Source organism: Flavobacterium rakeshii, assembly GCF_009741375.1.
Taxonomy (GTDB): domain Bacteria; phylum Bacteroidota; class Bacteroidia; order Flavobacteriales; family Flavobacteriaceae; genus Flavobacterium; species Flavobacterium rakeshii.
The window spans coordinates 37,259-63,131 of sequence record NZ_WOWP01000057.1 but is presented as its reverse complement, the minus strand read 5'-3'; the positions used below and the strand labels follow the sequence as shown (position 1 = coordinate 63,131).

29 protein-coding genes are annotated in these 25,873 nt (G+C 35.3%); 17 read left to right on the top strand and 12 right to left on the bottom strand.

Annotated features, from left to right (window positions below):
• The 6 genes from GN157_RS14815 (at position 1) to GN157_RS14790 (ending at position 6,715) form a co-directional block, all read left to right on the top strand.
• Positions 1-1,401: a tetratricopeptide repeat protein gene (locus GN157_RS14815; RefSeq protein WP_157484278.1), complete on the top strand. Its 1,401-nt coding sequence runs from the start codon at positions 1-3 to the stop codon at positions 1,399-1,401.
• Complete coding sequence (locus GN157_RS14810) at positions 1,398-2,216, top strand: hypothetical protein (protein ID WP_157484277.1); 819 nt, start codon at positions 1,398-1,400, stop codon at positions 2,214-2,216. Before GN157_RS14815 ends, GN157_RS14810 begins: the two co-directional genes overlap by 4 nt.
• Before the next feature lie 441 nt (positions 2,217-2,657).
• Entirely contained in the window at positions 2,658-3,449 is a 792-nt protein-coding gene (locus tag GN157_RS14805) for a hypothetical protein (RefSeq protein WP_157484276.1), read from the top strand.
• 184 nt (positions 3,450-3,633) lie between these two features.
• A complete protein-coding gene (locus GN157_RS14800; protein ID WP_157484275.1) occupies positions 3,634-4,167 on the top strand; it encodes a DUF6252 family protein in 534 nt (177 codons plus the stop codon).
• 82 nt (positions 4,168-4,249) lie between these two features.
• On the top strand, positions 4,250-4,792 hold the full coding sequence (locus tag GN157_RS14795; protein WP_157484274.1) for a DUF6252 family protein: 543 nt from the start codon (positions 4,250-4,252) through the stop codon (positions 4,790-4,792).
• Positions 4,793-5,065: 273 nt separating this feature from the next.
• On the top strand, positions 5,066-6,715 hold the full coding sequence (locus GN157_RS14790) for a DUF5597 domain-containing protein (protein WP_157484273.1): 1,650 nt from the start codon (positions 5,066-5,068) through the stop codon (positions 6,713-6,715).
• Between the two features lie 35 nt (positions 6,716-6,750).
• Here the strand turns inward: GN157_RS14790 and GN157_RS14785 are convergent, their stop codons facing one another.
• Positions 6,751-7,101, bottom strand: coding sequence for a winged helix-turn-helix transcriptional regulator (locus GN157_RS14785; RefSeq protein ID WP_197429469.1), 351 nt, complete (start codon positions 7,099-7,101; stop codon positions 6,751-6,753).
• A gap of 103 nt (positions 7,102-7,204) precedes the next feature.
• On the opposite strand from GN157_RS14785, the gene GN157_RS14780 reads away from it, so the two are divergent.
• A complete protein-coding gene (locus GN157_RS14780; RefSeq protein WP_157484272.1) occupies positions 7,205-7,960 on the top strand; it encodes an SDR family NAD(P)-dependent oxidoreductase in 756 nt (251 codons plus the stop codon).
• 74 nt (positions 7,961-8,034) lie between these two features.
• On the opposite strand, the gene GN157_RS14775 is transcribed toward GN157_RS14780, so the two are convergent.
• The gene (locus tag GN157_RS14775) at positions 8,035-9,723 is read right to left on the bottom strand and encodes an RluA family pseudouridine synthase (RefSeq protein WP_317163546.1); all 1,689 of its coding nucleotides are present in this window, start codon (positions 9,721-9,723) and stop codon (positions 8,035-8,037) included.
• A gap of 159 nt (positions 9,724-9,882) precedes the next feature.
• On the opposite strand from GN157_RS14775, the gene GN157_RS14770 reads away from it, so the two are divergent.
• Positions 9,883-10,440 carry a DUF6642 family protein gene (locus tag GN157_RS14770; protein ID WP_157484271.1) on the top strand — a complete coding sequence of 186 codons (558 nt, stop codon included), beginning with the start codon at positions 9,883-9,885 and terminating at the stop codon, positions 10,438-10,440.
• Here GN157_RS14770 and GN157_RS14765 read toward each other — a convergent pair.
• The 8 genes from GN157_RS14765 to rlmD form a co-directional block, all read right to left on the bottom strand.
• Entirely contained in the window at positions 10,424-10,879 is a 456-nt protein-coding gene (locus GN157_RS14765; protein WP_157484270.1) for a GNAT family N-acetyltransferase, read from the bottom strand. The two genes, GN157_RS14770 and GN157_RS14765, sit on opposite strands and share 17 nt — an antisense overlap.
• A complete protein-coding gene (locus tag GN157_RS14760; RefSeq protein ID WP_157484269.1) occupies positions 10,866-11,696 on the bottom strand; it encodes a sulfite exporter TauE/SafE family protein in 831 nt (276 codons plus the stop codon). The genes GN157_RS14765 and GN157_RS14760 overlap by 14 nt, the downstream gene beginning before the upstream one ends.
• Positions 11,697-11,732: 36 nt before the next feature.
• Positions 11,733-12,926 (bottom strand): alanine dehydrogenase, encoded by a 1,194-nt coding sequence (locus tag GN157_RS14755; RefSeq protein WP_157484268.1) that lies wholly within the window; start codon positions 12,924-12,926, stop codon positions 11,733-11,735.
• Positions 12,927-12,983: 57 nt separating this feature from the next.
• A complete protein-coding gene (gene tsaE / locus GN157_RS14750; RefSeq protein ID WP_035130818.1) occupies positions 12,984-13,391 on the bottom strand; it encodes a tRNA (adenosine(37)-N6)-threonylcarbamoyltransferase complex ATPase subunit type 1 TsaE in 408 nt (135 codons plus the stop codon).
• A gap of 11 nt (positions 13,392-13,402) precedes the next feature.
• The gene (porX, locus tag GN157_RS14745; protein WP_157484267.1) at positions 13,403-14,956 is read right to left on the bottom strand and encodes a T9SS response regulator signal transducer PorX; all 1,554 of its coding nucleotides are present in this window, start codon (positions 14,954-14,956) and stop codon (positions 13,403-13,405) included.
• A 151-nt stretch (positions 14,957-15,107) separates the two neighbouring features.
• Entirely contained in the window at positions 15,108-15,812 is a 705-nt protein-coding gene (locus GN157_RS14740; RefSeq protein ID WP_157484266.1) for a DUF6048 family protein, read from the bottom strand.
• The gene (locus tag GN157_RS14735; protein ID WP_157484265.1) at positions 15,784-16,314 is read right to left on the bottom strand and encodes a DUF6452 family protein; all 531 of its coding nucleotides are present in this window, start codon (positions 16,312-16,314) and stop codon (positions 15,784-15,786) included. Before GN157_RS14735 ends, GN157_RS14740 begins: the two co-directional genes overlap by 29 nt.
• Positions 16,315-16,335: 21 nt before the next feature.
• On the bottom strand, positions 16,336-17,748 hold the full coding sequence (gene rlmD / locus GN157_RS14730) for a 23S rRNA (uracil(1939)-C(5))-methyltransferase RlmD (RefSeq protein ID WP_157484264.1): 1,413 nt from the start codon (positions 17,746-17,748) through the stop codon (positions 16,336-16,338).
• Positions 17,749-17,816: 68 nt separating this feature from the next.
• Between rlmD and GN157_RS14725 the strand changes: the two genes are divergently transcribed.
• From GN157_RS14725 to GN157_RS14690, 8 genes are all read left to right on the top strand, one after another.
• A complete protein-coding gene (locus GN157_RS14725) occupies positions 17,817-18,374 on the top strand; it encodes a DUF1697 domain-containing protein (RefSeq protein ID WP_157484263.1) in 558 nt (185 codons plus the stop codon).
• A 103-nt stretch (positions 18,375-18,477) separates the two neighbouring features.
• Positions 18,478-18,894 carry an OsmC family protein gene (locus GN157_RS14720; RefSeq protein WP_035130830.1) on the top strand — a complete coding sequence of 139 codons (417 nt, stop codon included), beginning with the start codon at positions 18,478-18,480 and terminating at the stop codon, positions 18,892-18,894.
• 85 nt (positions 18,895-18,979) lie between these two features.
• Positions 18,980-19,933 carry a helix-turn-helix transcriptional regulator gene (locus tag GN157_RS14715; protein ID WP_157484262.1) on the top strand — a complete coding sequence of 318 codons (954 nt, stop codon included), beginning with the start codon at positions 18,980-18,982 and terminating at the stop codon, positions 19,931-19,933.
• A gap of 72 nt (positions 19,934-20,005) precedes the next feature.
• Complete coding sequence (locus tag GN157_RS14710) at positions 20,006-20,503, top strand: DinB family protein (protein WP_157484261.1); 498 nt, start codon at positions 20,006-20,008, stop codon at positions 20,501-20,503.
• A 176-nt stretch (positions 20,504-20,679) separates the two neighbouring features.
• Positions 20,680-21,924: an ornithine--oxo-acid transaminase gene (gene rocD / locus GN157_RS14705; protein ID WP_157484260.1), complete on the top strand. Its 1,245-nt coding sequence runs from the start codon at positions 20,680-20,682 to the stop codon at positions 21,922-21,924.
• 47 nt (positions 21,925-21,971) lie between these two features.
• On the top strand, positions 21,972-22,433 hold the full coding sequence (locus GN157_RS14700; RefSeq protein ID WP_157484259.1) for a DUF5362 family protein: 462 nt from the start codon (positions 21,972-21,974) through the stop codon (positions 22,431-22,433).
• A gap of 96 nt (positions 22,434-22,529) precedes the next feature.
• Positions 22,530-22,724, top strand: coding sequence for a hypothetical protein (locus GN157_RS14695; RefSeq protein ID WP_157484258.1), 195 nt, complete (start codon positions 22,530-22,532; stop codon positions 22,722-22,724).
• A complete protein-coding gene (locus GN157_RS14690; RefSeq protein ID WP_231749149.1) occupies positions 22,693-23,265 on the top strand; it encodes a Smr/MutS family protein in 573 nt (190 codons plus the stop codon). Before GN157_RS14695 ends, GN157_RS14690 begins: the two co-directional genes overlap by 32 nt.
• Positions 23,266-23,303: 38 nt before the next feature.
• Here GN157_RS14690 and GN157_RS14685 read toward each other — a convergent pair whose 3' ends face one another.
• Positions 23,304-24,284 carry a hypothetical protein gene (locus tag GN157_RS14685; protein WP_157484256.1) on the bottom strand — a complete coding sequence of 327 codons (981 nt, stop codon included), beginning with the start codon at positions 24,282-24,284 and terminating at the stop codon, positions 23,304-23,306.
• Between the two features lie 111 nt (positions 24,285-24,395).
• Here GN157_RS14685 and GN157_RS14680 point away from each other — a divergent pair, with 111 nt between their 5' ends.
• Positions 24,396-25,523, top strand: a complete 1,128-nt coding sequence (locus tag GN157_RS14680; protein WP_157484291.1) for a cysteine desulfurase family protein — start codon at positions 24,396-24,398, stop codon at positions 25,521-25,523.
• Positions 25,524-25,652: 129 nt separating this feature from the next.
• Here GN157_RS14680 and GN157_RS17865 read toward each other — a convergent pair whose 3' ends face one another.
• Positions 25,653-25,829 (bottom strand): hypothetical protein, encoded by a 177-nt coding sequence (locus GN157_RS17865; protein ID WP_197429468.1) that lies wholly within the window; start codon positions 25,827-25,829, stop codon positions 25,653-25,655.
• Between the last annotated feature and the right edge of the window lie 44 nt (positions 25,830-25,873).

The following is a 25,873-nucleotide window of genomic DNA, read 5'->3' as shown; positions in this document are numbered from 1 at the left end:
ATGAAAAAAGTTATTTTATTAATTATAGTGGCTGCTCTGTTGTATAATTGCGGGTCAGATTTAAGCTATGAAGAGCAATTAAAAAATTACACTTCACTTGTGAAAAAAGCAGACTCTATAAGTCTGGCAAAGGATTACAAAAAGGCTGAGGATTACGCAACAAAGGCAATTGAGATAACAGATACCTTAGCTCCTGCATTATTATCAAGAGGTAATATTCGGCTTAAGTTAAAAAAATGGGATGAAAGTATTGACGATTTTGATAAAGTGATAGAAATCGAGGGAAATAAATCACTAGCTCATAAGGGACTTGCTATTGCAAAATTAGCGAGTGATGACGAAGATGATTTTCTTGAAAGTATAAACATATATCTGAATTATCATAATTCTGATGTACAATCTCATGAACTCAGAGCGGAGTACTATTCTAAAAACGATTATAATAAAGCTATAGAAGATTATTCTTATTGTATAAACGCTGTTCCACTTAACTCATCATATTATCTTAAACGTGGAAACCTTTATACATTAAATAACCAGGAAAAATTAGGTATCAAGGATTATCAATCCTATATTCAGCTTAATCCAAATAAAAATAACGACGAAATTCTTTACAAAAGAGGTACCCTTAACCTAAAAGTTAATAAACCTAAAGAGGCAGTTATAGATTTCCTGAAAATTGAAAATCCAAATTCGAGACCGCTAACGTTTAGTTTACTAGGTGATAGCTATTACCAGCTTGGAAATTACCATGAAGCTATTAAATTTTATTCAACTTATATACGCTTATTTCCATCTGCAAGTGACATAATTGAAAAAAGGGGATTGTCATTTCAAAAAATGGGAGAGCTTAATAAAGCTGAATCTGATATTAAGAAATCAGCAATGTTAAAATGGAAAAATAAAGGTTTCTTTCAGAAATATTGGTTGTTTATACTTTACCTAATATTTTTTGCTATGACCTATATAATTATATCAATCTTTAATACAGAGGAATATGATGGAAGAAAAGCTAAAAAAGCTTACATGTTTTTTTTTGTAACAGGAATTGTCGGGGGTCATTATCTCTATGTGAAATCATATATTAGGTATACTTTATATTTTATTCTTTTGAGTGTATTAGTTTATAATAGTATTTATAGTATAATATCATTTTATAATTACAAATATATACTTTGGAATGATATCTTAGATGTCGGCAAAAACAAATATATACTATATATTATAGTTATCTTGTTTGGTCTTGATTTACTCTCTTTAAGTTATTTAGTGTATAGTTCTAACCAAAAAGTTCGCTTTTCAGTTTCTAAAGATTTGCCGGAAAAACGCCAACAAGAAATTACAGATTTAGAAACCGCTACGAAACAAATAAAGAGAAATTTACAAATTCTAGACGTATGAGTTTTTTTAAAAATATCATCACTGGTGGTAACTATAATAAGTTGCTAAAAGAAGAAGAGTCATTTAATGAGTTAAATGAACGATTTTACTTATTTCAAAACGACTTTCTCTTGATTAATAAAGAAAGACATAAGGCCTTGGTATATCTTATGCATGAGCGTGAGGACGCATTGAAAAACTTGACTTTGGCTAAAAATCTAATCTCAAAATTTACAGAAATTAAAGGAAAAGAAAATGCTAAAGTAATAGATGCTGTTAGTAATGTAGACAAAATTGAAAATCATATTTATTTGGGTGACTTAACTATCAACTTTCAGAGTGGACTTGATAGCGTAAGTGAAACCTTTCTGAATTCACTGGAAGGGTCTTTAATTCGATTAGATGAAAAAAAAGGTTATTCAAAAAATGAACTTAAGGCGGAATTTACGATGATAGCATTTGATGTCGTTGCTGAAGGAGTTGGGCAAATAATTCAATTGAATTCTGAAGTTAACGCTAAAAGGAGAAAGATTATCGAAGCTCGTGAGCAAATTAATTCTTCCATTAAAAAAATGACGGTAAAAGCTCCGAAAATCTATCAAGAGTTAAAAAGAATCATTGAAATCTCAAAAGTTCTGAATAAGCATAATCAAGTTTTTTCACAGAAATATAAAACCATCATTGATGAAATGAACTCCGATTCTAAATGGTCAAACTTTATCAATGAGGTATTGAATAGAAAAATTGTTGCAAATGATAAAATGATAGAAGACTTAAAATACCTATTAGCATATAGTTCAGAATATAATAAACTTAACAAGGGTGCTAAAGTATAATTAATATCTTTGCTGTAAATAAAGTTTTATATCGTTCTTTAAAATCAATTTTGCAGGTAATGTAAATTGATGATTTGCATTGATTTAAATAAAGTTCGTGGCACAGCCAAAACGAACTTTATAAAACATAGGAATGACGCGGATTAGTATGCGAAAGTTCGAATCCCTCATCGCCCACAACCTTTAAAAAGCTTCAGTGAAAACTGAAGCTTTTTTAATATATTTCCCTGTCGTTTATATTGAGAGGGTTGGCGCTTCTCCCGATAGCTATCGGGACTCATCGTCCATAGAAAAACAAACAAAGCGTTTGGATTCCAAACGCTTTGTTTGTTTTAACTATACCTTATTGACTTTGCAAATAATTATATTATCTATATAATTATAGAAATTCGGTTATAGGTGTTTTTGACGAAAGAAAAATGAGTAGTTTCGTAAAAAATAATGTTAGCAGACATTTTTATGAACAATCTACTACAATTAACAATAGCCACAATAACTGGTGCAACTATATGGGAAGGATTTAAATTTTTCTATCCTGATATAAAACAATATTTTAAAACCAGAAATGCTGCGAAAAAAATTTTTTATGATAATTTAGATCCTATTTTAAAGGCATCAAGCGAACTATATGGTAAAATTGAATCTTTGGCAAAAGAGGATTTTGCAACCTTTGTAAACTTAAAAAAATCGTTATCTTCAAATCCAATACATAATCAAAAGTATGTTTTATATTTATTTGCGCAATTTTGGGGGCAACTTGAATATTTAAGATTACAAAGTCAATATATAGATTTATCAAAAATAAAACAAGGTAACCAACTTTTAAGATTTATCGAAACAATCGAATCTCGAAGACATCGAATTTTGGATAGGTCTGTTCAAAGAATTATTGGAGAATGTTTAATATCTAACAAAGACCAAAAATTTAGAATAATGACCTTAAAGGATTTTCTCGAAACTTTGGAAAATGAGGATAGTAGCTTGGCGAAATGGATAGGAGAATTAGAGAAAAAATTATTAAATGTTAATTATAAGGAACAAAGGCAAGTAATTTTAAGATTTGGTGTTATCGTGGCTGTTTTGATTGATCATTTTGATCCTAAGCATAAAACTGTAAGGCGAAGAAATATTTACAAAAATAGACTTAGTCCTAAGAGTAAGGAATTGCTTAGAAAATATCTTTTTGGACACTATCTGAAATTTATAAAGAACAGTAGTCAGTACTATCAATAAAAAACGAGAGCCCGCGGAACCATCACTAATAAAAGCTACTTGCTCGTTGGGCTCTACTTCGTTATCGTAAGTATTCACTTTAAAGGTTAAAAAAGGTGAGACCTTTTGTAATGCAAATATATATTTTTTTGTTAAAAAACACTAATTTTGGTATAATGTTAATACTGTACCAAACCAACTAAGAATGAAGCCTCTATTTTACACCTTACTCTTACTAATAGGGGTTACTGCTTGTAATAATGACGATGATAAAGCTGCTCAAGACCCTGTAAGCCTGCTCCCTGCTGCTACACAAACAGGAGAAAACACATTTGGTTGTTTACTGGATGGAGAAGTATTCCTGCCAAGTGGAGGTATAAATCCCTTAGATTGTGTTTATCAATATGTTGATGGGGGATATTATTTAGGACTTCAGGGTAATAAAAGGAATAGTGATGGAGATTTAATAATGATAGCCATAGGAACTAATGGATTACAGATATTTCAAAACGAAACCTATCAGTTGTTAGAAAATATTAATGGTAATGCTCAAGGTATTTATGGTTATAGAATAAATAATTATTATACCTCTCAAACTTACACCGGAGAACTTACGATAACCAAACTGGATACTGAAAACCAGATTGTCTCGGGTACTTTTTGGTTTGATGTACAAGACAACCAAGGTGTGGTACATCAAATACGAGAAGGTAGATTTGATATGCAATATGTGAGATAAATAAAAAATAATTTTTTGAATTTTTATATAAGTTAAATCATAATAAATGTTCAAAACTTCTAATATATAAACCAACTAAAAAATGAAGTATCTATTTTTGACTTTAGTCTTATTAACTGGAATCACTGCTTGTAATAATGACGATGATAAAGCTGCTCAAGACCCTGTAAACCTGCTCCCTGCTGCTACACAAACAGGGGAAAACACATTTGGTTGTTTACTGGATGGAGAAGTATTCCTGCCAAGTGGAGGTATAAATCCTTTAGATTGTGTTTATCAATATGTTGATGGAGGATATTATTTAGGACTTCAGGGTAATAAAAGAAACAGTGATGGAGATTTAGTTGGTATTTCTATAGGAACTAATGAATTGCAAATATTTCAAAACGAAACCTATCAATTATTAGAAAACAGATCAGGCAATGCACTAGCCATTTATTCTTTTTACTCTAATAGTATAAATAATTATTATACCTCACAAACCCACACCGGAGAACTTACGATAACCAAACTGGATACTGAAAACCAAATTGTATCTGGTACTTTTTGGTTTGATGTACAAGATAATCAAGGTGTAGTACATCAAATAAGAGAAGGTAGATTTGACATGCAATATACAAAGTAAGTAATCAATAATCCTTACTAAATTTGACTTAATAAAACAATCAATAGTAAAAAGTTTCCTTTCAAAATCTATTTACGAACCCTAAATTTATTGAATTGGTTAATTAAAAATATCTTGATAATAAACTGAATATGAAACTTGCTTAATTACTGCATGTCTAAATTTATAAAGCATACTTTTTCAGTTTTCTTCCCTCAATTACATCGTTATAGTAGAATAAAATTTTATATTTACAACATATAGTCTTTTTGACCTTTTGTAAAATGTAAAATAATGAACCACAAACTGATTTCTTTCCTATTACTGGTATTAGGTTATACTAACCTGTGTATAGCCCAACAAACAGAACTCCCGTATATTAAGCATAAAGACGGCAGGCATTGCCTTATGGTAGACGGTAAACCGTTTTTGATGCTTGGCGCACAATGTAACAATTCGAGCGCATGGCCAGATACATTACCCGAGGTATGGTCGGCAATGGAGCAGTTAAAGGTAAACACGCTTGAAATACCTATTTACTGGGAACAGTTTGAGCCTCAAAAAGGTCAGTTTGATTACAGTGTTATAGATACTATAATCACTCAGGCAAGGGAACATAATGTTAGAGTGGTATTGCTTTGGTTTGCTACATGGAAAAATGGTTCTAACCATTATATGCCCGGCTGGATGAAGCAACAGCCTGAAAAATATCCCAACATGATAAATAAGGAGGGACAGGAGATAGATTCTCCGTCACCTCATGCCGAAGCTACATTAAACGAGGATGTAAGGGCATTTTCGGCTTTTATGAAACACTTAAAGGAGTTTGATAAACAGCATACGGTTATCATGGTACAGGTTCAAAACGAACCGGGAGCATGGGGCTCGGTAAGGGATTATAGTAAAGATGCCCAAAAAATATTTGATAAGCCTGTACCGAAAGAAGTACTAAAAGCAGTTGGCAAGAATCCTAAGTCAAATAAGAACTGGAAGGAGGTTTTTGGTAATGATGCTGATGAATTTTTTCAGGTTTGGCATGTAGCTCAATATATTGGTAAAATAGCAGAGGCAGGTAAAGACATTTACCCTTTACCACTGTATGTAAATGCTGCGATAAGAAACCCTATAAATCCGGGTCCGCCGTATTATCAGGTGGGAGGACCAAATGACAATGTTTTTGAATTATGGAAAGCAGCAGCACCTGCTGTAGATGTACTGGCACCCGATATTTATTTTAGTGATACAGAAACCTATTTAAAAGCAATGGAGCTTTATGCCAGGGGAGATAATCCGCTTTTTGTTCCAGAGACCTTTTGGCATGATGATTTCCCAAAATTCTTTTATTCTGCATTGGGATATGGTGCAATAGGCTACGCACCTTTTGGGCTGGACAATACCAGAATCAGAATCAATAAAAAAGGGGAGGTAATGACGGCTAAAGAAATGTACGAGCCCACTGCCATTAACTTTGAATTGTTTGCCCCTATGGCAAGTGAGATTGCAAGGCTTAACTTTGATGGTAAAATACAAACAGCAGTTCAGTTAGTGCCTGTAGATCCTACAGCAGATAGAGGTAATGCGGTAGACAGAGTAAACTATATTACCGATAAAACACTACATTTAAAATCATGGGATGCAGATGTGGCTTTTGGTACATTTAGCCGACTTTCGCGTTCTGAATTTCAGCCGCAGCATCCTGACGGAAGGTTTCTTATTGCCGAGCTTAGTGAAAACCAGTTTCTGGTATGCGGTTACCATTGCAGGGTGATGTTTAAACCTTCGGAAAAAAATAAAAACTCTAACTGGCAGTACCTTACTGTAGAGGAAGGCCACTACGAAAATGGAGTCTTTAAAGTGGAACGCATTTTAAATGGTGATCAAACCGACTGGGGCTTAAATTTTGACAGTCCTAAAGTACTCAGGGTAACATTATATACACGTTAAAACAAAAGCAGGATTTATATCCTGCTTTTGTTTTTTTAATTTTTAATAATCTCTTCACGATGTTTTACACCCCAGTCTTTCAGGTTGTCAATAATTGTTCGTAGTGTGTGACCGTGTTGCGTAAGCTGATATTGCACGGTTACGGGCTGGGTTTCTAACACAGTTCGGGTAATGAGCTTGTTAATTTCGAGCTCTTTAAGCTCCTTACTTAACATTTTGTTTGAAATTCCTTCTATATCACTCAGTATATCTGAAAATCTTCTTTTATTATAAAAACAAATGGAGGAAATTATGGGAATTTTCCATTTTCCGTTTAGCACGTCCATTGAATCCCTTACGGCTCTCATTTCATTATGATGTTCCTTATCAAAAAAAATACACGACATAGGTTACTTTGTTACTTAGAGGTTACTGTTACTTTTTGTAACAAAGTTACTAAAATTAATAATACCGATATAACTTTGTTGCTCAAACTTAAAAATTATAAAAATGAGTAAATTAAAGAATAAAGTAGCTATAGTAACAGGAGCGTCAAAAGGTATTGGTGCCGGTATTGCAAAACATTATGCAGCCGAAGGAGCTAAAGTTGTTGTAAATTATGCTTCAAGCAAAATAGATGCAGACAAAGTGGTTAAAGCAATTACAGACAATGGCGGTACTGCTATTGCTGTTCAGGCTGATGTTTCAAACCATGCAGATGTTGTAAGGCTTTTTGAAGAAACTAAAAATACTTTTGGAACGCTTGATGTATTGGTTAATAACGCGGGTATTTATCAATATATGCCAATTGAGCAGGTTACTGCAGAATCATTCCACCAGCAATATAACATTAATGTATTAGGTGTTATATTCACTATACAGGAAGCTTTAAAGCTATTTGGAGAGAAAGGAGGTAACATTATTAATGTTAGTTCTGAGGCTGGTAAAATGCCAATGGCTACGGGATCTGTGTACTCTTCTACAAAAGCAGCTTTAGATTCTATTACAATAGCGCTGTCAAAAGAATTTACGGGAAGAAATATCCGTATTAATTCGCTGTTACCGGGAGTAGTTGAAACCGAAGGTTCGCGTGATGGCGGATTTATAGGTAGTGATATTGAGGCAGAATTTATTACTAAAACACCACTGGGACGTACCGGTCAGCCGGAGGATATTGCTAAGGTTGCAGTTTTCCTGGCTTCTGATGATTCTGCCTGGATAAACGGAGAGAAAATCTCTGTTTCGGGAGGTATTTTCGGATTCTAATTTTAAAATTAGTAATACACTAAAAGAGCTTCAGTAAACCTGAAGCTCTTTTAATTTATATGATATTGCAGAAGTTAAAACTCCTCGGGAGCTTCAAAATTCATTTTTTTCTGTGTTGCAGGGTGTGTAAATTCTAAATAAGCGGCGTGAAGGTGTAGCCTTTCGGCAGAGGTACCATATAGATCATCGCCTACAATAGGAGCATTTAGTCCCTGTTCGTGTGCCGAATGCATACGTAGCTGATGTGTACGTCCTGTTAGTGGCCAGAAATGAACTTTGGTTGTGGTTTCATTTTTTGCTATAGTTTTCCATTTGGTCACCGCTTTTTTACCGTGTTCAAAACAAACCAACTGTCGGGGTCTGTTATCAAGGTCACCACGTAACGGCAGGCTTATTTCGCCCTCACTTTTGGTAAATGTACCTGATAGTAGCGCTGTATAGCGTTTGTTTACAGTACGCCTTAAAAACTGTTTTTGTATGTCTTTGTGGGTTTCTTTAGTCTTAGCTACTACCAGTAATCCAGAAGTTGCCATATCCAATCTGTGAATAATTAAAGGCTCGATATTTCCCCACATTGCCTGAAGCCTCGTATAAACCGAATCCTGAATTACAATACCGGGAACCGAAAGCAACTCGGCTGGTTTGTTTACCACGATAAGGTAATCATCCTCAAAAATAATTTCCAGTTTTTTATCTTCTCCTTGATTGATTAATAACGGGTTATCATCTACAGGAGTGCCTTTCAGCATATGCTCCAGTATAGGTTTGCATTTACCGGTACAGGCAGGGTAGTATTGTTTGTGTTGCCTTATTTCCGACTTTGGAGGTGTTCCCCACCAAAATTCAGCCATGGCTATCGGTTGGAAGCCATGTTTAAAGGCATATTGCAATAATTTAGGAGTGGCACATTCTCCGGCAGCAGCGGGAGGTTTTCCAAATACCGTATTTTTAAATATAGCGTGAAGGCTCTTGTCTTCTCCGTCTTTATTTAAAAACACATATTGCTCAAAAAGCTGTTGCTGCAATGCAGACGATTTTTCCCTACGCTCTTTCTTTAAGCTTTCAATAGTGTTTTCGTATTCAGCGAGTTGCTGTTTAACTTCATCAATCGTTTCCTGCCATTTGTTTATTAGCACGTTAAGCTGATGTTTGTCATGCAGGCTGTGTTTTATCATAAGAGCCTCAAACTGTACATAATCTTCACCAGTCAGGATATTTTTTTGTTCCTGTCGTTGTTTTTTACGATCCTGCTTGTTGGCTTTTACAATTTGTTTGAAGTCATTTATTTCTTTATCTGAAGCTAAATTATATTCCTGTAGTTTTTGTTTTAGTGAGATGTAGTTATTATCGGCTTCAATTTCTTTAACCCTGTCGTTAATACTGTTAAGGATATACTGCTCCTTCAGAAAAAAGCTATTTTCCATAAGCATATCAAAAACAGGAGGAACAAACTTAGGATGCTCATTAGATCCGGCAAGTTTACCTGAAAAAGCCGACAGGTAGCCCAATTTTCCATTTGTGTCTTTTACAACCAATACTCCAAACATTTTACCAATAACAGTTCCTTTGTGGTTTTCATTCAAACCAAAGTTATGGTCCAGTTCGGTTTGAGTTTCTAAATAGTGTTGCAGTTCTTCTGTCGCTATTTTTGTTAACTCGTGTGGCTCGTAGTAAAAAGGAAAGGTGAAGCGTTCCGGTAAATCAATTGAATTTATCAGGCTTTCAGGAAAATAGGTAATTCTGTCTGTAGGATTGCTTGTCACCGGATAATATAATTTTTTGCGCGAAAGTAATGGTTTTCTGTTTATTAATAAACAATTGGCGTCTAATTTATGATTACTGTGGATATATTACCACGTTAAAAAAACGGATTTGCAGTTGCAATCTACTACTTTTGTTACACATTTATTAGCACCGATTGTATGGATTATGAAAACTTCATTTTTTGCCTTGAGGCTGTTGCCGATGTAGAAAGGGCAGGAAGTACCGAAGTGGTTAAGAATTTGGAACAGCTGGCTTTTGAAGGGATTTCCAGTATTTATAAAAATTGTGATACTATAGAAGGAATGGAGGAGAGTCTACAGGCTTTACTGTATGACGATCATAATTTTAAAAACTACGAGATCATTTATTTGGTAATGCAGGGACAGGCAAACAATATATGTCTTAATGGTTACTATTACAGTATAGAGGAGATTGCCGAACTTTTTGAAGGGAAAATGAAAGGGAAAGTAATACACTTTGCCAACTCAAAAGTATTAGACCTTGATGAAGAGGAGGCTCAGTATTTTCTTGATATTACAGGAGCTAAAGCCATATCGGGTTACGGACTTCCTTTTAGCGGTATTAGCAGTGTTAATCTCGATAAATTATTTTTCAGCCTTTTTGAAGATAGTGATGACGTGGTAGATATAGTGGAAGAACTGCATGAAAAACGTTATGCTCTTTGTAAAAGACTCGATTTTAGATTATATTACTAATATTATTTTCCATTCGGTATAAATCCAAACCTTTTGCCCAGTAGTCTTTACTGATTTCACGAATTTTAAATCCAAACTTTCCGTAAAATTTATAGGTAAGTTGTGATGTACGAACCCTCATGGTTGTTGCCGTACTGATTTCTTTTATTTTTTGAATCCTGAAAAGGGTTAAAGTAGTACCTAATCCCTGTCCATGATAATCAGGATGAAAAAAATCCCACGAAAGGATTCCTGTAGTAAGGTCGGCAGAAAGATTTATGCCTCCTGCGCCAACAATGTTATCATCTTTAGTAAGTACATAATATTTGTAAATACTATTATCCAGATAGTCAATTAAATCCTGTTCTTCTTCATGTGAAAAGTAGTGAGGGGTATTTAGCCTGAGTAGTGCTATCAGGTAGGGTTTGTCTGCAGATGTATACTCCCTAATGCTTACCATAAAAAAGGATTCTGATTCCCACTATAATAAGGCATACAGCAAGTGCCCTTATAATGGTATGGCTTTTAATTTTATGAGAAAAATAAGCACCAAGCTGAGCTCCTGGTATAACGCCCAGTGATAAGTACACTATAGTTAAAACAATATCGGTATTATTGTATGTACCGTTTATGGCATGGGTAATCACACTAACGGTAGCCATAATAGCCAATATGAAGTGTGAAGTTGCTGTAGCGATATGCACAGGGAATTTTAGCCAGTTTACCATGGCAGGTACATGTATTATTCCGCCACCAATACCTAAAAGAGGGGAGATGTAACCAACCACAACACTTATAAGTGAACCTATTGACTGCTTATAGCTGTATTCGTATGTTGTTCCGCTTTTATCGGTTAGTACGGTATGTTTGTATCCTTTCTTTTCTGAGCTGATAACCGAACTGGAAATAATAGCCTTGTTTTTAAAGAAAAGGTATACCGAAAGCCCAATAAGCATAATACCGAATATGATTTTAAATACATTCTGCGGAATGTATTTAACCGTATATACTCCCAGTATTGACCCCGGAATAGTAAATACTGCAAAAACTAATCCTGCTTTATAATCAATCCTACCGGATTTAGCGTAGGCCATAGAGCCTGAAATAGAGTTCACAGCCACAACAGCTATTGAGATTGCCGTAACGACCTCGGGAGGGAATTCAGTATAGAAAAGAAGTAAAAAGGGTACAAGAATAAAACCACCTCCGGCTCCTATAAGTGTTCCTACTGTTCCAATTATTAGTCCGGTGATAATTAAGGTAATGGGAGTATGCAAAATTGTATTGTTTGTTTGACAGAGTAGTTATACTCTTTAAAAAATTAAAAGGTTAATGTCCCTAAAAGGTATATTAAACCATTCGGCAACAGGGCGATTGGTTAACAGTCCGTGATAAAAGTAAATCCCGTTTTTAAGTCCGTAATTACATCTTATAGAGCTTTCTATTCCACCATCTTCCGCAATTTGCAGTAAAAACGGAGTAATAATGTTACTAATAGACATAGAGGCCGTTTTAGAGTAACGTGATGGTATATTAGGTACACAATAGTGTATCACGTTGTTTTTTATAAAGGTAGGCTTTTCGTGAGTTGTAACTTCTGATGTTTCAAAGCAACCACCGGTATCAATACAAACATCAATAATCACGGCTCCTTTTTTCATACGTTCCACCATCGTTTCGGTAACTACGATTGGCGTACGGTTTTTACCTCTCATCGCACCAATAGCCACATCACAACGCATTAAGGCTTTTAGCAGCACCTTTTCCTGTATAGTAGAGGTAAATATCCTTTGATTAAGATTGTTTTGCAGCCTACGAAGTTTGGTAATCGAATTATCAAACACTTTTACATTAGCACCAAGACCTAGTGCGGTTCTGGCAGCATATTCGGCTACAGTACCGGCACCTACAATAACAACCTCTGTAGGCGGTACACCTGTTATGTTCCCCAAAAGCAGGCCTTTACCTATTTTTTGGTTAATCATCAGTTCTGAAGCGATAAGTACCGAAGCGGTACCTGCAATCTCACTTAATGATTTAACAGCAGGGTAGGAGCCATCCTCATCCTTAATAAATTCAAAGGCTAGTCCGGTTATTTTTTTTGAGGCTAAAGCTTCAAAATATTCTTTCTTTTGTGTTTTTATCTGTATGGCAGAAATAAGTAACCCCTGATGAGCCATCATTTCAATTTCCTGTAGTGTAGGCGGTTCAACTTTTAGTATTACAGGGCAACTGAACACTTTTCTTGTATCGCTGGTTATTTCGGCTCCGGCATCGCTAAACTCCTTATCGCTGTAGCTGGAACTAACTCCGGCTCCGGCTTCAATCATAACGCGGTGCCCGTGTGCTACAAGTGATGCAACAGCATCTGGTGTAAGGCATATTCTTCGTTCCTGATAAGATGTTTCTTTAGGGATTCCTATAAACAGGTCACTTCGCTGCTTTCCTACTTCAAGTTTCTCCTCCTGCGGAAGCAATTGCTGTTTTGTAAAGGGTGTTAACGACATGATGGTTGGGCTGAAATATTTTGATACAATTTACAAAAATAATGTTAAGTTAAATAACTATTTTACAACTACATGCCTTTTACCGTCGGGCAGTTGTTTAATGGTAATTGCCGTATGATCTAAAGGGATAAGATTAGGTGTTTTTTCGGGCCATTCAATAAGGCACAAGTTACCCGAATAGAAGTATTCGTCTATACCCATATCATAAGCCTCTTCTTCGGTATTTAAACGATACAGGTCAAAATGGTAAAGGATGTCACCATTTTCGGTTTCATATTCATTTACCAGTGAAAAGGTAGGGCTGGAGGTCATATCCTGAACTCCAAGCTGTTTAGCCAAAGCTTTTATAAGGGTAGTTTTGCCCACGCCCATACCGGCATGGAACAAAACTATATTTTTTATATTGGCAGACAGTATTTGCTGTGCAACGCTGTCTATCTCATCTAAGGAAAATGTAATTTCCATAAGCACTTCACCTATTTTGGGTTGAACACTAAAAACGGTATAATCATTTCTTCCAGAGAAATACCACCATGCTGATAGGTATTTCTGTAATAACTTACATAATGGTTAAAGTTATTTACATAAGCAAGGAAAAGATCGTTTTTAGCAAAAATAAACGAACTGCTCATATTTACAGCCGGTAGGTGTATACTTTTTGGATCTTTTACATGGTACACGTCTTTATCCTCATAAGTAAGGCTTCGCCCGGTTTTGTAGCGAAGGTTAAGACTTGTATTCCTGTCACCAATAACTTTCGATGGGTTTTTAACGTTTATGGTACCGTGATCTGTAGTAAGTATAAGCTTAAAGCCCATTTGCTGAGCCTGTTGTATCATTTCTAAAAGAGGCGAGTTTTTAAACCAGCTAAGGGTTAGCGACCTGTAAGCCTTGTCGTTACTGGCAAGTTCTTTTACCACATCCATTTCGGTTTTGGCATGCGAAAGCATATCAACAAAGTTGTATACTATTGTGGTAAGGTCATTGTTTTTAAGCCCTTTAAAGTTATCTACCAGTTTTTTACCGTCTTTAAAGTTAGTGATTTTGTAGTACTCCTGTTTTATGTTAAGACCTAAACGCTTTATTTGCTCGGTAAGGAACTCAGCCTCAAAAAGGTTCTTTCCACCCTCATCTACATCATTTTTCCAGTACTGCGGATATTTCTTTTCCATCTCTAAAGGCATAAGTCCCGAGAAGATAGCGTTACGTGCATACTGGGTAGCAGTAGGAAGGATAGAGAAGTAAGTATTTTCTTTTTCCAGTTTATAGTGGTTGTTTACTACACTTTCAAAAGCTTTCCACTGGTCGTACCTAAGGTTATCTATAACCACAAACAGTATAGGTTGTTTCTTCTTGATTTCAGGAACAACAAGTTCTTTAAACAGGGTATGAGACAGTACAGGCTTATCATCCTCTTTAGGATCAAACCAGTCTTCGTAGTTTTTCTCTATAAATTTACCAAACTGAGAGTTGGCTTCAAGCTTTTGTGACTCCAGTATTTCAATCATACTGTGGTCTTCAATATTTTCAAGCTCAATTTCCCAGAAAACCAGTTTTTTATACAGGTCAATCCAGTCTTCATAACTGTTTACCATTGACATGTCCATGGCAATTTTCCTGAATTCCTTTTGATAGTCAAGCGTAGTTTTTTCAGATACCAGTCTTGAATTGTCCAGGTTCTTTTTAAGGCTAAGTAAAATCTGGTTTGGATTTACGGGTTTTATAAGGTAATCGGCAATTTTAGACCCAATAGCCTCTTCCATAATGTATTCCTCTTCACTCTTGGTAATCATAATTACCGGAACAGACGATTTTTTCTCCTTAATCTCGGCAAGTGTTTCCAGTCCGCTAAGCCCCGGCATGTTCTCATCAAGGAAAACAATATCAAAACTTTCTTCGTCAAAAAGGTCTAAGGCATCCTGCCCGTTATTTGCTGTAGTAACTTTATAGTTTTTCTTTTCTAAAAACAGTATGTGTGGTTTTAACAGGTCGATTTCATCATCAACCCATAATATCTTTATTTCATTCATATCAAAGTGATTTTCCCTTCATTAAATTGATTATGCAATGTAACGCTAATTGCTCATTTTAGTATTAATTTTTTTATAAAAAAATTAAGAGACCAAACAAAAAAAGCGTAAGTAGAAACTCACGCTTTTCCTATTGCTGTATAATGAAATATTATTTGGCTCTTTTGTATAGCGGAATGGTATATGATAGGGTGTAGTTAAACCCTGCACCAAAACTTCCGTCATAAGTACGGTTAAACCCTGGAATGTAAAGGTTATCAAAATTATCCGGTTTTTTATCTGTGATAAGCGCTTTTAGCCTCACACTAAAACCTAAATACAGGTTGTTGAATAACTCGGCTTTAATACCTCCTACAAACTCCAGCCAGTGTGCGCTTAGACCGCTATATTCCTGATTAGGGTAAACCACAGTTTGCTCAAAATACCCCGAATCATCATATATTTTATAACTGTTAAGTTTTTGGCTGTAAGTGCTAAAACCATAACGGAAACCAACATATATCATGTTTTGCATGTCCAGCCAGTTTTCATAAGCATTAAAATCAAAACCAACCTTAATATAGCTACCGTTTGTAGTAAAGTTTAACTGGTCGTCATCTACTGTGATTTTGGTATTACCTATTTCTCCGGCAGCATACATCTTTTTTGTTAACCTGTAATCGGCAACAATTTCAAATCCCTGAAAGTCGTCATCATAAATAGAACGGGCAAACCTGTATAAATCGGCACCAATACGTATACCATACTTATCCGTTTTAGGCTTTTGTATGGTATCTGTTTTTTGTTCCTGCGAAAATGCCGGCATAATGGCCAACATTAAAACGATACTAAAAATAAATTTTAACGTGTACTTCATCTTCGTTTTCAATGTTTGACTCTTCAATAGTATATTCCTGTATCCAAAGACCTTCTTCATCTTCAGAATCTTCGATTACAAGAGGATTTGGGGCTGTTCCGTTTTGCGGGTTTAACGTGAAATAACTTTTAAAACCACAAGCACGTGAAATATATAACTCTTTAGTCTCATAGTTAAAAGTAATAACATCGTTGTTATAATTTATTTCACCTAGCTGAGATGTTCCTAATCTAAAATTCCATGTTGTAGCGGTAGTATCAGTTCGTAAAGGCACTTCAATATGATTTGTACCATTTATTGGACCTATGGTGTCTAAATCTGCCGAAAAGTAACTGAAATAGGTTACGTTTTTAGGATCTGTATGGTTATCACGGTTATAAAATTCAATAATAAGGCTAGGTGTTGTTGCTGTACCTTCGGCACATATATCATCTTTTTCACAACTCCAAAAGCCAACAGCTGTAAGGAGTGCCAGAAGAAAGACTGTTATTATTTTTTTCATAGTGATAAATTACAGAAATTATTATCGTTTTTCCAAAAGTACAACATTTTCCACGTGATGTGTTTGCGGGAACATATCAACAGGGCGAACGCGTGTTACTTTGTATTTTTCGTCCATTAACGCTAGGTCACGAGCCTGTGTAGCCGAATTACAGCTTACATAAACCACTTTCTCCGGAGCAATTTTTAATATTTGCTCCACAACATCTTTGTGCATACCATCACGTGGTGGGTCGGTTATAATTATATCGGGAGTACCGTGTGTATTTATAAACTCTTCATTAAATACCACCTTCATGTCACCCACAAAAAAGTCACAGTTGGTTATTTCGTTACGTTTTGCATTTTCCTTAGCATCGGCAATAGCTTCAGGCACTGCCTCAACACCAATAACTTTTTTTGCTTTTTTAGAAACAAACTGAGCAATGGTTCCTGTACCTGTATACAAATCGTATACCAATTCGTTTCCGGTAAGTCCTGCAAATTCACGGGTTATTTTATAAAGCTCATAAGCCTGGTCAGAATTGGTTTGGTAAAATGACTTAGCATTGATGCTAAATTTCAAACCTTCCATTTCTTCAAGAATATAATCACGCCCTTTGTAAAGTATAATATCCTGGTCGTAAAGTGTATCGTTAGCCTTACTGTTAACTACATATTGTAATGAAGTTATTTGAGGGAAACGATCGGCAAGGAAATCAAGAATAAGCTCTCTATTTTCCTTATCGTCCTCAAAAAACTGGATAAGTACCATAATCTCACCTGTAGAGGCAGTACGTATCATAAGCGTACGTAGTAGTCCTTCATGGTTACGGGGATTAAAGAAAGTTAGTCCGTGTTTATTAGCAAAGTCTCTTATTTCATTCCTAATAGCGTTACTTGGATCTTCCTGTAGGCTACAGTGGGTAATATCAAGAATTTTGTCCCACATTTTAGGGATATGGAATCCAAGTGCATTGGCATTGTCAATTTCTTTACCGCTTTGTATTTCCTCTTCTGTCATCCAACGTGAATTAGAGAAAGAGAATTCCATTTTATTACGGTAAAAGAATTGTTTTTCAGAACCAAGTATTGGTTCAAATTCAGGTAGTTCTATTTTACCAATACGCTTAAGGTTATTGAATACCTCCTGATTTTTATAGAACAACTGCTGACTGTATTTCATGTTTTGCCACTTGCAGCCCCCGCAGGAACCAAAATGACTACACACAGGCTCTGTTCTGTGTTCAGAAAATTCATGAATGTTAATAGCCCTGCCTTCGTAGTAGGCTTTCCTTTTCTTAAAGGTTTGCACGTCTACTACGTCTCCGGGTACTACATTTGGTATAAATATAACCTTACCATCGGGAGCTTTAGCTACCGATACTCCTTTTGCGCCTGCATCAAGAACCTTGACATTGTCAAATACGATCTTGTCTGATCTTTTTCTTCCCATGCGGCAAAAATAAACTATTGACTATAAAATTTAAATAAATTTGTAATTAAACTAATCAAACAAAAATAATGGCACTATATCTGGCACTTTTCAGAGGGATAAACGTAAGTGGTAAAAACATAATTAAAATGGAAAGTTTGCGTAAGCAAATGAACCTAGCAGGCTATGGTAATGTGCAAACATACATACAAAGTGGCAATGTGGTTTTTGAGGCTAAAGAAACAGCTAAGGCAAAAGTATCTGTTGCTATTGAGTCACTTATCAAAAAAGAATACGGTTATGATATTACCGTGTTTGTACTTGATATGGCAGATATGAACAAAGTTGCTGCAAATAATCCTTATGCCACAAGAGACGAACTGGAAGAGGGGAGTAAAAAACTGTATGTTACTTTCCTGTCGGAAATCCCACAAAAAGAGAATATCCAAAAGCTTTATGACGCACCCATAGGTGATGACAGTATTGAGTTTAATGATGGTATATTATACTTTAAGCTGGCAACAAAGGCATCTGATTCTAAACTGAGTAATAATCTTATCGAATCAAAACTTAAGTTGAGGGCTACAACCCGTAACTGGAATACGACCATTAAGTTACTTACAATGTTAGAGAAATCTGAAAAATAAGTTCTCAATTTTAATGTTATGTTAAATTTAAATCATTGATTATTTGTTGTTTATCTGTTTAGTAACTTTATAAGGAATAAAGAAACCAAATAATAAAAGATTTATGAAAAGACATGCAACTGCCCATTGGGAAGGATCGTTGAAAGAAGGTGCCGGAAAACTAACTACACAAAGTACTGTTCTAAATAACACACAATATTCGTTTAAAACCCGTTTTGAAGACGGTAACGGAACAAACCCTGAAGAACTCGTGGCAGCAGCCCATTCCGGTTGTTTTACCATGCAGCTTACAGCCTATATTAATGAGGCAGGGTATGAGGTAGACTCTATTGAAACCAAATGTGATATTGATTTTCAAAACGGAAGTATAGTTGAGTCTCACCTGTCGGTTGTAGCTAAAGTAGCTAAGATTAGTACAGACGAGTTTCAACAACTGGTAACGAAAGCAGAAAGCAATTGCCCTATATCTCGATTGCTTAATACAAAAATAACCTCGAATGCAACGCTTGTGCAGCAATAATTAAATTACAAAGGTTACTTAGTAAAGCCCCTTTTTGGGGCTTTTTTATTTGTAGTATATTTGGCTAATCAATCATCTTAATCAAATGAATCGTTTTGACCGTATTACTGCAATATTAATACAACTACAGTCTAAAAGGGTAGTTAAAGCACAAGATCTTGCCGATAGGTTTGATATAAGCCTTCGTACTGTATATCGTGACATCCGTACACTTGAAGAAGCCGGAGTGCCTTTATATGGTGAGGCAGGAGTTGGGTACTCCCTGGTAGAGGGATACAGGCTTCCGCCGGTGATGTTTAGTAGGGAAGAGGCTATAGCCTTTTTAACTGCCGAAAAGCTTATGGAAAAGTTTACCGATGATTCTCTGCAAAATCATTTTTCTTCGGCTATGTATAAGGTAAAGGCGGTTTTAAGAGGAACCGAGAAAGACCTTGTGGAAAATTTAGAAAACCAGATAATGGTAACCCAAAGAAAAACCAATACTTCTCCGTCGGGTAATATACTGGATACATTGCTTAAAGCCATATCAGATAAGAAAGTTATAAAACTAGAGTATAAGGCCTTTGGGAACGAAGAAAGTCTCGAAAGAAAAATAGAGCCTATAGGGGTGTTCCATGAATATGAAAACTGGTACACTATAGGATATTGCCATTTAAGGGACAGTTACAGGCAGTTTAGGTTAGATAGGGTAGTAAGTATTGAACTTACAGATGAGTTGCAACAGGAGCGTACCTCACTTAAGGAATTTAATGAAATGCGTGAAAGGGCAAAAGCAAGTCTCACTTTACAAAAAGTAATCATTAAGGTAGATAAAGCTATGGCTTTGTACATACAGGAACATAAGCATTATTATGGCTTTGTTTCAGAAAAAGTTAACGATGATTATATAGAAATGACTTTTTTAACCCAATCACCACAGCAGGGTTTTGTAAGATGGCTAGCTATGTTTGGTGATCAGGCAGAGCTGGTTGAACCACTATCGCTTAAAACCGATATGAAGAAACTTTTGGAACGAATTTCAGAAAAAATGAATCTTTAAAATCCTGCTGACATACTGTTGTCACAACCCGGTGTTTACTTTGTAGTGTCAAACAAATAAACCACAACAGTTATGGAATTAATCGCATTATTAAAACAGGAATTGAATGAAGAGTCAAGAACAACCCGTAAAATGCTTAGCAGGGTACCACCAGAGAAATTTGACTGGCAGCCACACCCTAAGAGCATGACACTGGGTAGGCTTGCTTCACACGTGGCAGAACTTCCGGGATGGGTAGCAATGGCTGTAGATACTCATGAGCTTGACTTTGCTGATAACCCTTATGAGCCTAAGGATGTTAAAAACACAGGTGAATTACTGGACTACTTTGAAGAGTCGCTTAAAAATGCAAAGGACGGACTTGAAAAAATCGAAGTGAAAGATTTTAATGAGCCGTGGACACTTAGAAACGGAGAGCAAATTCTTAATTCTTATACTAAATATAGTGTAATAAGGATGGCTTATTCTCAGGTTGTGCATCACAGGGCGCAGTTAGGTGTATATTTAAGATTGCTTAATATACCTATACCGGGTAGTTACGGACCAAGTGCCGACGAAGTAGCTTTCTAGTTTAAAAACGCTAAATTTTACAAATCCCTCACTGCAATACTGCGTGAGGGATTTTTAATTACATTTTACTCAAAATAAATAATAAATCGTTTTAATTTTATTAATTTGCAGCAAAGGATGATTTCTCTCCTAACTAAGCAGGAATTGTAAAGTGAAAATTAAAAATTTAGATTACAATGTCAGTTTTAGAAAAATTGAGTTCGGCAGATGCCATTGCTTTAGAAGACAAATACGGAGCGCATAACTATCACCCGCTTCCGGTAGTTTTAAGCAAAGGAGAAGGTGTTTATGTGTGGGATGTTGAAGGGAAAAAATATTACGATTTTCTATCGGCTTATTCGGCAGTAAATCAGGGACATTGCCATCCTAAAATTGTAGGAGCAATGATGGAGCAGGCTCAAACCCTAACATTAACATCAAGAGCTTTTTATAATGATAAGCTGGGCAGATACGAAGAGTTTATAACCAAATATTTTGGTTTTGATAAAGTACTGCCAATGAATACTGGTGCTGAAGCCGTAGAAACAGCAATTAAACTTTGCCGTAAATGGGCTTATGAGAAAAAAGGAATTGCAGAGCAACAGGCTAAAATAGTAGTTTGTAAAAACAACTTCCACGGTAGGACAACAACAATAATTTCGTTCTCTAATGATGAGGATGCAAGGAAAAACTTCGGTCCGTATACTGAAGGTTTCATCAAAATAGAATATGATAACCTACAGGCACTGGAAGAAACTTTAAAAAATAATAGTGATATTGCAGGATTCCTTGTAGAACCTATACAGGGAGAAGCAGGGGTTTATGTACCTTCAGAAGGGTATTTAGCTAAAGCCAAAGCACTTTGTGAAAAACATAATGTACTGTTTATTGCAGATGAGGTTCAAACCGGTATTGCAAGAACAGGTAAACTGCTTGCGGTTAACCACGAAAATGTAACTCCGGATATTCTTATTTTAGGGAAAGCACTTTCAGGAGGAGCTTATCCTGTATCGGCAGTATTAGCCAATAACAATATTATGGATGTTATTAAGCCGGGGCAACACGGTTCTACTTTTGGAGGTAATCCTGTTGCTGCTGTTGTTGCTATAGCTGCGTTGGAAGTAATTGAAGAAGAAAAACTTGCCGAAAATGCAGAAAAATTAGGTGTTCTTTTCCGTGATAAAATAAATGAATATATTAGTGAAAGCAATATAGTTACTTTAGTAAGAGGTAAAGGATTACTTAATGCTATAGTAATAAATGATACAGAAGACAGCTCTACAGCATGGGATATTTGTGTTAAGCTAAAAGAACATGGATTATTAGCAAAACCAACACATGGTAACATAATTCGATTTGCACCACCATTAGTTATGAATGAGGAGCAATTGCTAGACTGTGTAAATATCATTACATCGACGCTTAAAGAATTTGAAAAATAACAAACACACTAAATAACCAATTAATTATTAACTAACAATTTTGTTTTATGGAAGAAAATTCAGCATTTGATTCTTTTGAATTACAAATTACTAACGAGTCTAAAGAGTATCTAAGAGTTGCTGCTAAATGGTCAGGCTTCTTAGCAATTGTAGGTTTCGTATTTTTAGGTTTAGGAGCTCTTGGAGGATTTTCAATGCTTGCTTTAGGTAGCGCTATGGGATCTGCCATGGGAGGTGCTATGGGAGGTTTATCAGGTTCTGTTTTTGGAATTTTTTATCTTTTAGTAGTGGCTTTGGCTTTCATACCTACATTATACCTGTATAAATTTTCTTCAAGAACAAAACAGGCTTTATTAAGTAACAGAACAGAAGATCTTACTGAGTCTATGAAAAACCTAAAATCATATTTTAGGTTTATGGGTATTTTTACTCTTATTGTAATTGTTCTTTATATACTTTTAATTGTTATAGGTATAGGTGCTGCTGCCTCTATGGGTGGTAGAATGTAATTCAAAGTACTTCAATACTAGAAATATATAAATCCCGCCATGTGCGGGATTTTTTATTTAAAAACTTATAGTAAATTTGGAGTCTTAATAAACACTATGAGAACAATTTTTATAATATTAATGTTTTTGGCCGCTTTTTGGGCTTTTTATGAGCAGTCTAAAGATCAGCCTAACAAAATATTAATGATTCTTGCTTTTGCAGTTTTTGCTTTTGGTTTAATGCGCCTTATGGCAAAAGTGCCAAGTAAGGAAGAAAGAGATGAAAGAGAAAACAGAGATGAAGACATTTAATATAGGTGATGAGGTAACGGTTTTAGACGATTCTTTTTCTGGCAAAGTAAAAGGGTTTAAAAAAGACCGAGTTGTTATTGAAACCCCCGAAGGTTTTGAGCTTGATTTTGAAGCACAGGAACTGGTTAAAATTGCTGATACCGGTGACATGAAATCATTATTTTCATCCCAAAGCCTGTCTTCTGTATTGAAAGACAAGGAAGAGCCTAAAAAAAGAAGTTTTGTAAAGGAAAAACGTTCTAAAAAAGATGAGTTTGTACTGGAAGTTGATTTACACATAGAGAAACTCGTACCTAACAAAAAAGGTATGTCTAACTATGATATACTTACTTTACAAACCGAAACAGCCAAACGCCAAATTGATTTTGCCATAAAAAACAGAATGCCTAAAGTTGTACTTATTCACGGGGTGGGAGAAGGTATACTTAAAGCAGAATTAGACTTCCTTTTGGGAAGATATGACAACATTAGCTTTCAGGATGCTAATTACAGGAAATACGGACTTGGTGCTACAGAGGTTTACATAAAACAAAACCCCTGATAGATAAAAAATAAAAAAGCAGCCTAATGGCTGCTTTTTTATTCTATTGCAAATTGGCCATAAATATAATTACCGTTTTCGTCTTCTGTTGGTTTAAAGGTTTCTTCATCGTTCGCAGAATTAAAAAACGTAACATCGTGAAATATTACAGTATGCTGAAATTCTCCCACTACAACTTCTTCAGTTGTTACCCAAATTTCTCCGGTAGCATTCCATCTCTGTTCCACAACGGGAGTAATAGGTGGGGTGTTGCTACAAATTAATGTACCTGAAGCAGTATTGGAGTACACATCAAAAATTATCCTGTTATCAGTATCGTCAAGTTCAAGAATTCTTGGAGCATCAATACCGGTAACTTCATTAACAAATAAGGTATTGAAGTTTTCTGAAGTAATAATTATTTTCAATACTTCATCAGAGTTGATTTCGTATATTATTTTAGGTGCACTTTCATCTCCGCTATCACATTTGCTGGGGTTAATAGTACCGTTTGAGAAATCTTCAAAATCAAAATCAAATCCTTGTGAAGTAGTATATGTACCATAGTTTTGGTTTTCAATCACTATAGTCTCATCATCTTTAACAAATTCAAGTCTAACAATAGAGATGCTGTGTTCGTAAGATACATCACCGTCATCACTTACAAGTTTTGTAGTTGTAACAGTAAGCTCACCACCTTGTGATGCATTCCATTCTTCAACAACAGTAGGTGTTGCAGGAGGCAATGATGTACAAATAGCCGATGAAGTTACTGTACCGCTATAATTTCTGTAAATAACTTTATTGGCGCTGTTTACAGTAATAGTATCTATGGTTCCGTCAATATTTGAAAAGTATTCCTCAATGTTTACATCAAGTATAAGTACTTCTGTTCCGTTTATCTTGTATAAAAATTCGTTTGCAGTACACAACTGTGCTGTAGTTACATCACCAAAGTTAAAATCTTTGAATGTCATATCACCATCATCACAGGCAAATACCAGCAGTACAATAGCAAACAGAGCAGATAGCTTTTTCATAAATTATATTTTTCAACAAAAATAAGGTTTTTACCGAGTTGATAAAACGTTTTTATGAAGCTGTATATTATATATGGTACTTATAAATGCTTTTTAAGTAATTTTGCAGGTATGAAAAAAGCATACCTGGATAACGCATCTACCACAGCTATAAGACCTGAAGTAATTGAGGAAATAACGGCTGTAATGTCACAAAACTTTGGAAACCCTTCTTCTACACACAGTTATGGCAGGGGAGCTAAAGTACTTTTGGAAACAGCAAGAAAAACCATAGCATCCCTAATTGGGGCTGAAGCCAGAGAAATTATATTTACATCGGGGGGTACTGAGGCTGATAACTGGGTTATACGTAGCACTGTTAAAGATTTAGGAATTAAACGTATAATAACCTCTAAAATAGAGCATCATGCTGTATTGAATACAGTTAAAATACTGGAAACCGAATTTGATATAAATGTTGAGTATGTTAATGTTGCTCAAAATGGTGAAGTCGATTTAAATCAGCTTGAAACTCTTTTATCTGATAAAACCCCTACACTGGTTAGCCTTATGCACGTTAATAATGAGACAGGTGTTGTACTTGATATTGATAGAGTAGGGAAAATATGTAAAATGTATGGAGCCTTATTTCATTCAGACACGGTACAATCCATAGGTAAAACAGAGTTTGATCTAAACAATACTCCGATAGATTTTATTGCTGCGAGTGCTCATAAGTTTCATGGCCCAAAAGGAGTTGGTTTTGCTTTTGTTAGGAAGAACACTCCGCTGCATGCTATGATATATGGTGGCGAACAGGAAAAAGGCATGAGAGCCGGTACCGAAGCTATCCATCAAATAGTGGGTATGGCTAAGGCTCTGGAATTGTCCTATAAACACTTAAACGAAGAAAGAGAGCAAATAACAGCGCTTAAACAGTATTTGTATGAAAGGCTTGATGCCGAATTCTCAGGGTATATTGTTAATGGGGGTGGTGCCGAGCTGTTTTATAATTTGGTAAATGTGATGTTACCATTATCAGATGAAAAAACAGGGATGATTCTCTTCCATTTGGACATGAAAGGAATTGCTGTATCGAGAGGAAGTGCCTGCCAAAGTGGTAGTGTAAAACCTTCGCATGTTTTAAAGGAAATGCTTACTGATGAAAATGTAAAAAAGCCGTCGCTACGTATTTCATTAAGTCATTATAATACTAAAGAAGATATTGATTTACTTATCGATGCTCTTAAAACAGTATAATATAAAAATCCGCTCACATTATTGTGAAGCGGATTTTTACTACTAACTCAAATCTTAAAAGATCTTCAAAGTTATAAGCTCTTATCAAGCTGTTCAACACCTATAAGTAGGTATTGTTTAACTTTTAAATTAAGGCTGTGTCTTATATTTTTTATAAAAATAAAAGGGTAGGTATCCAAAATTCAGTATTACAACACCTGTACACAATTGTATACTGGCACTTGGCCAGTGCATAATTTTAAACAATACTCCGTTACTGATTAAAAACAGGCTGATAAAGCCGAATACATAAACTAATTTTTTCATGATTAATGTTTTTTTAGTTAATAATAGTTTTTAAAAATGCATTT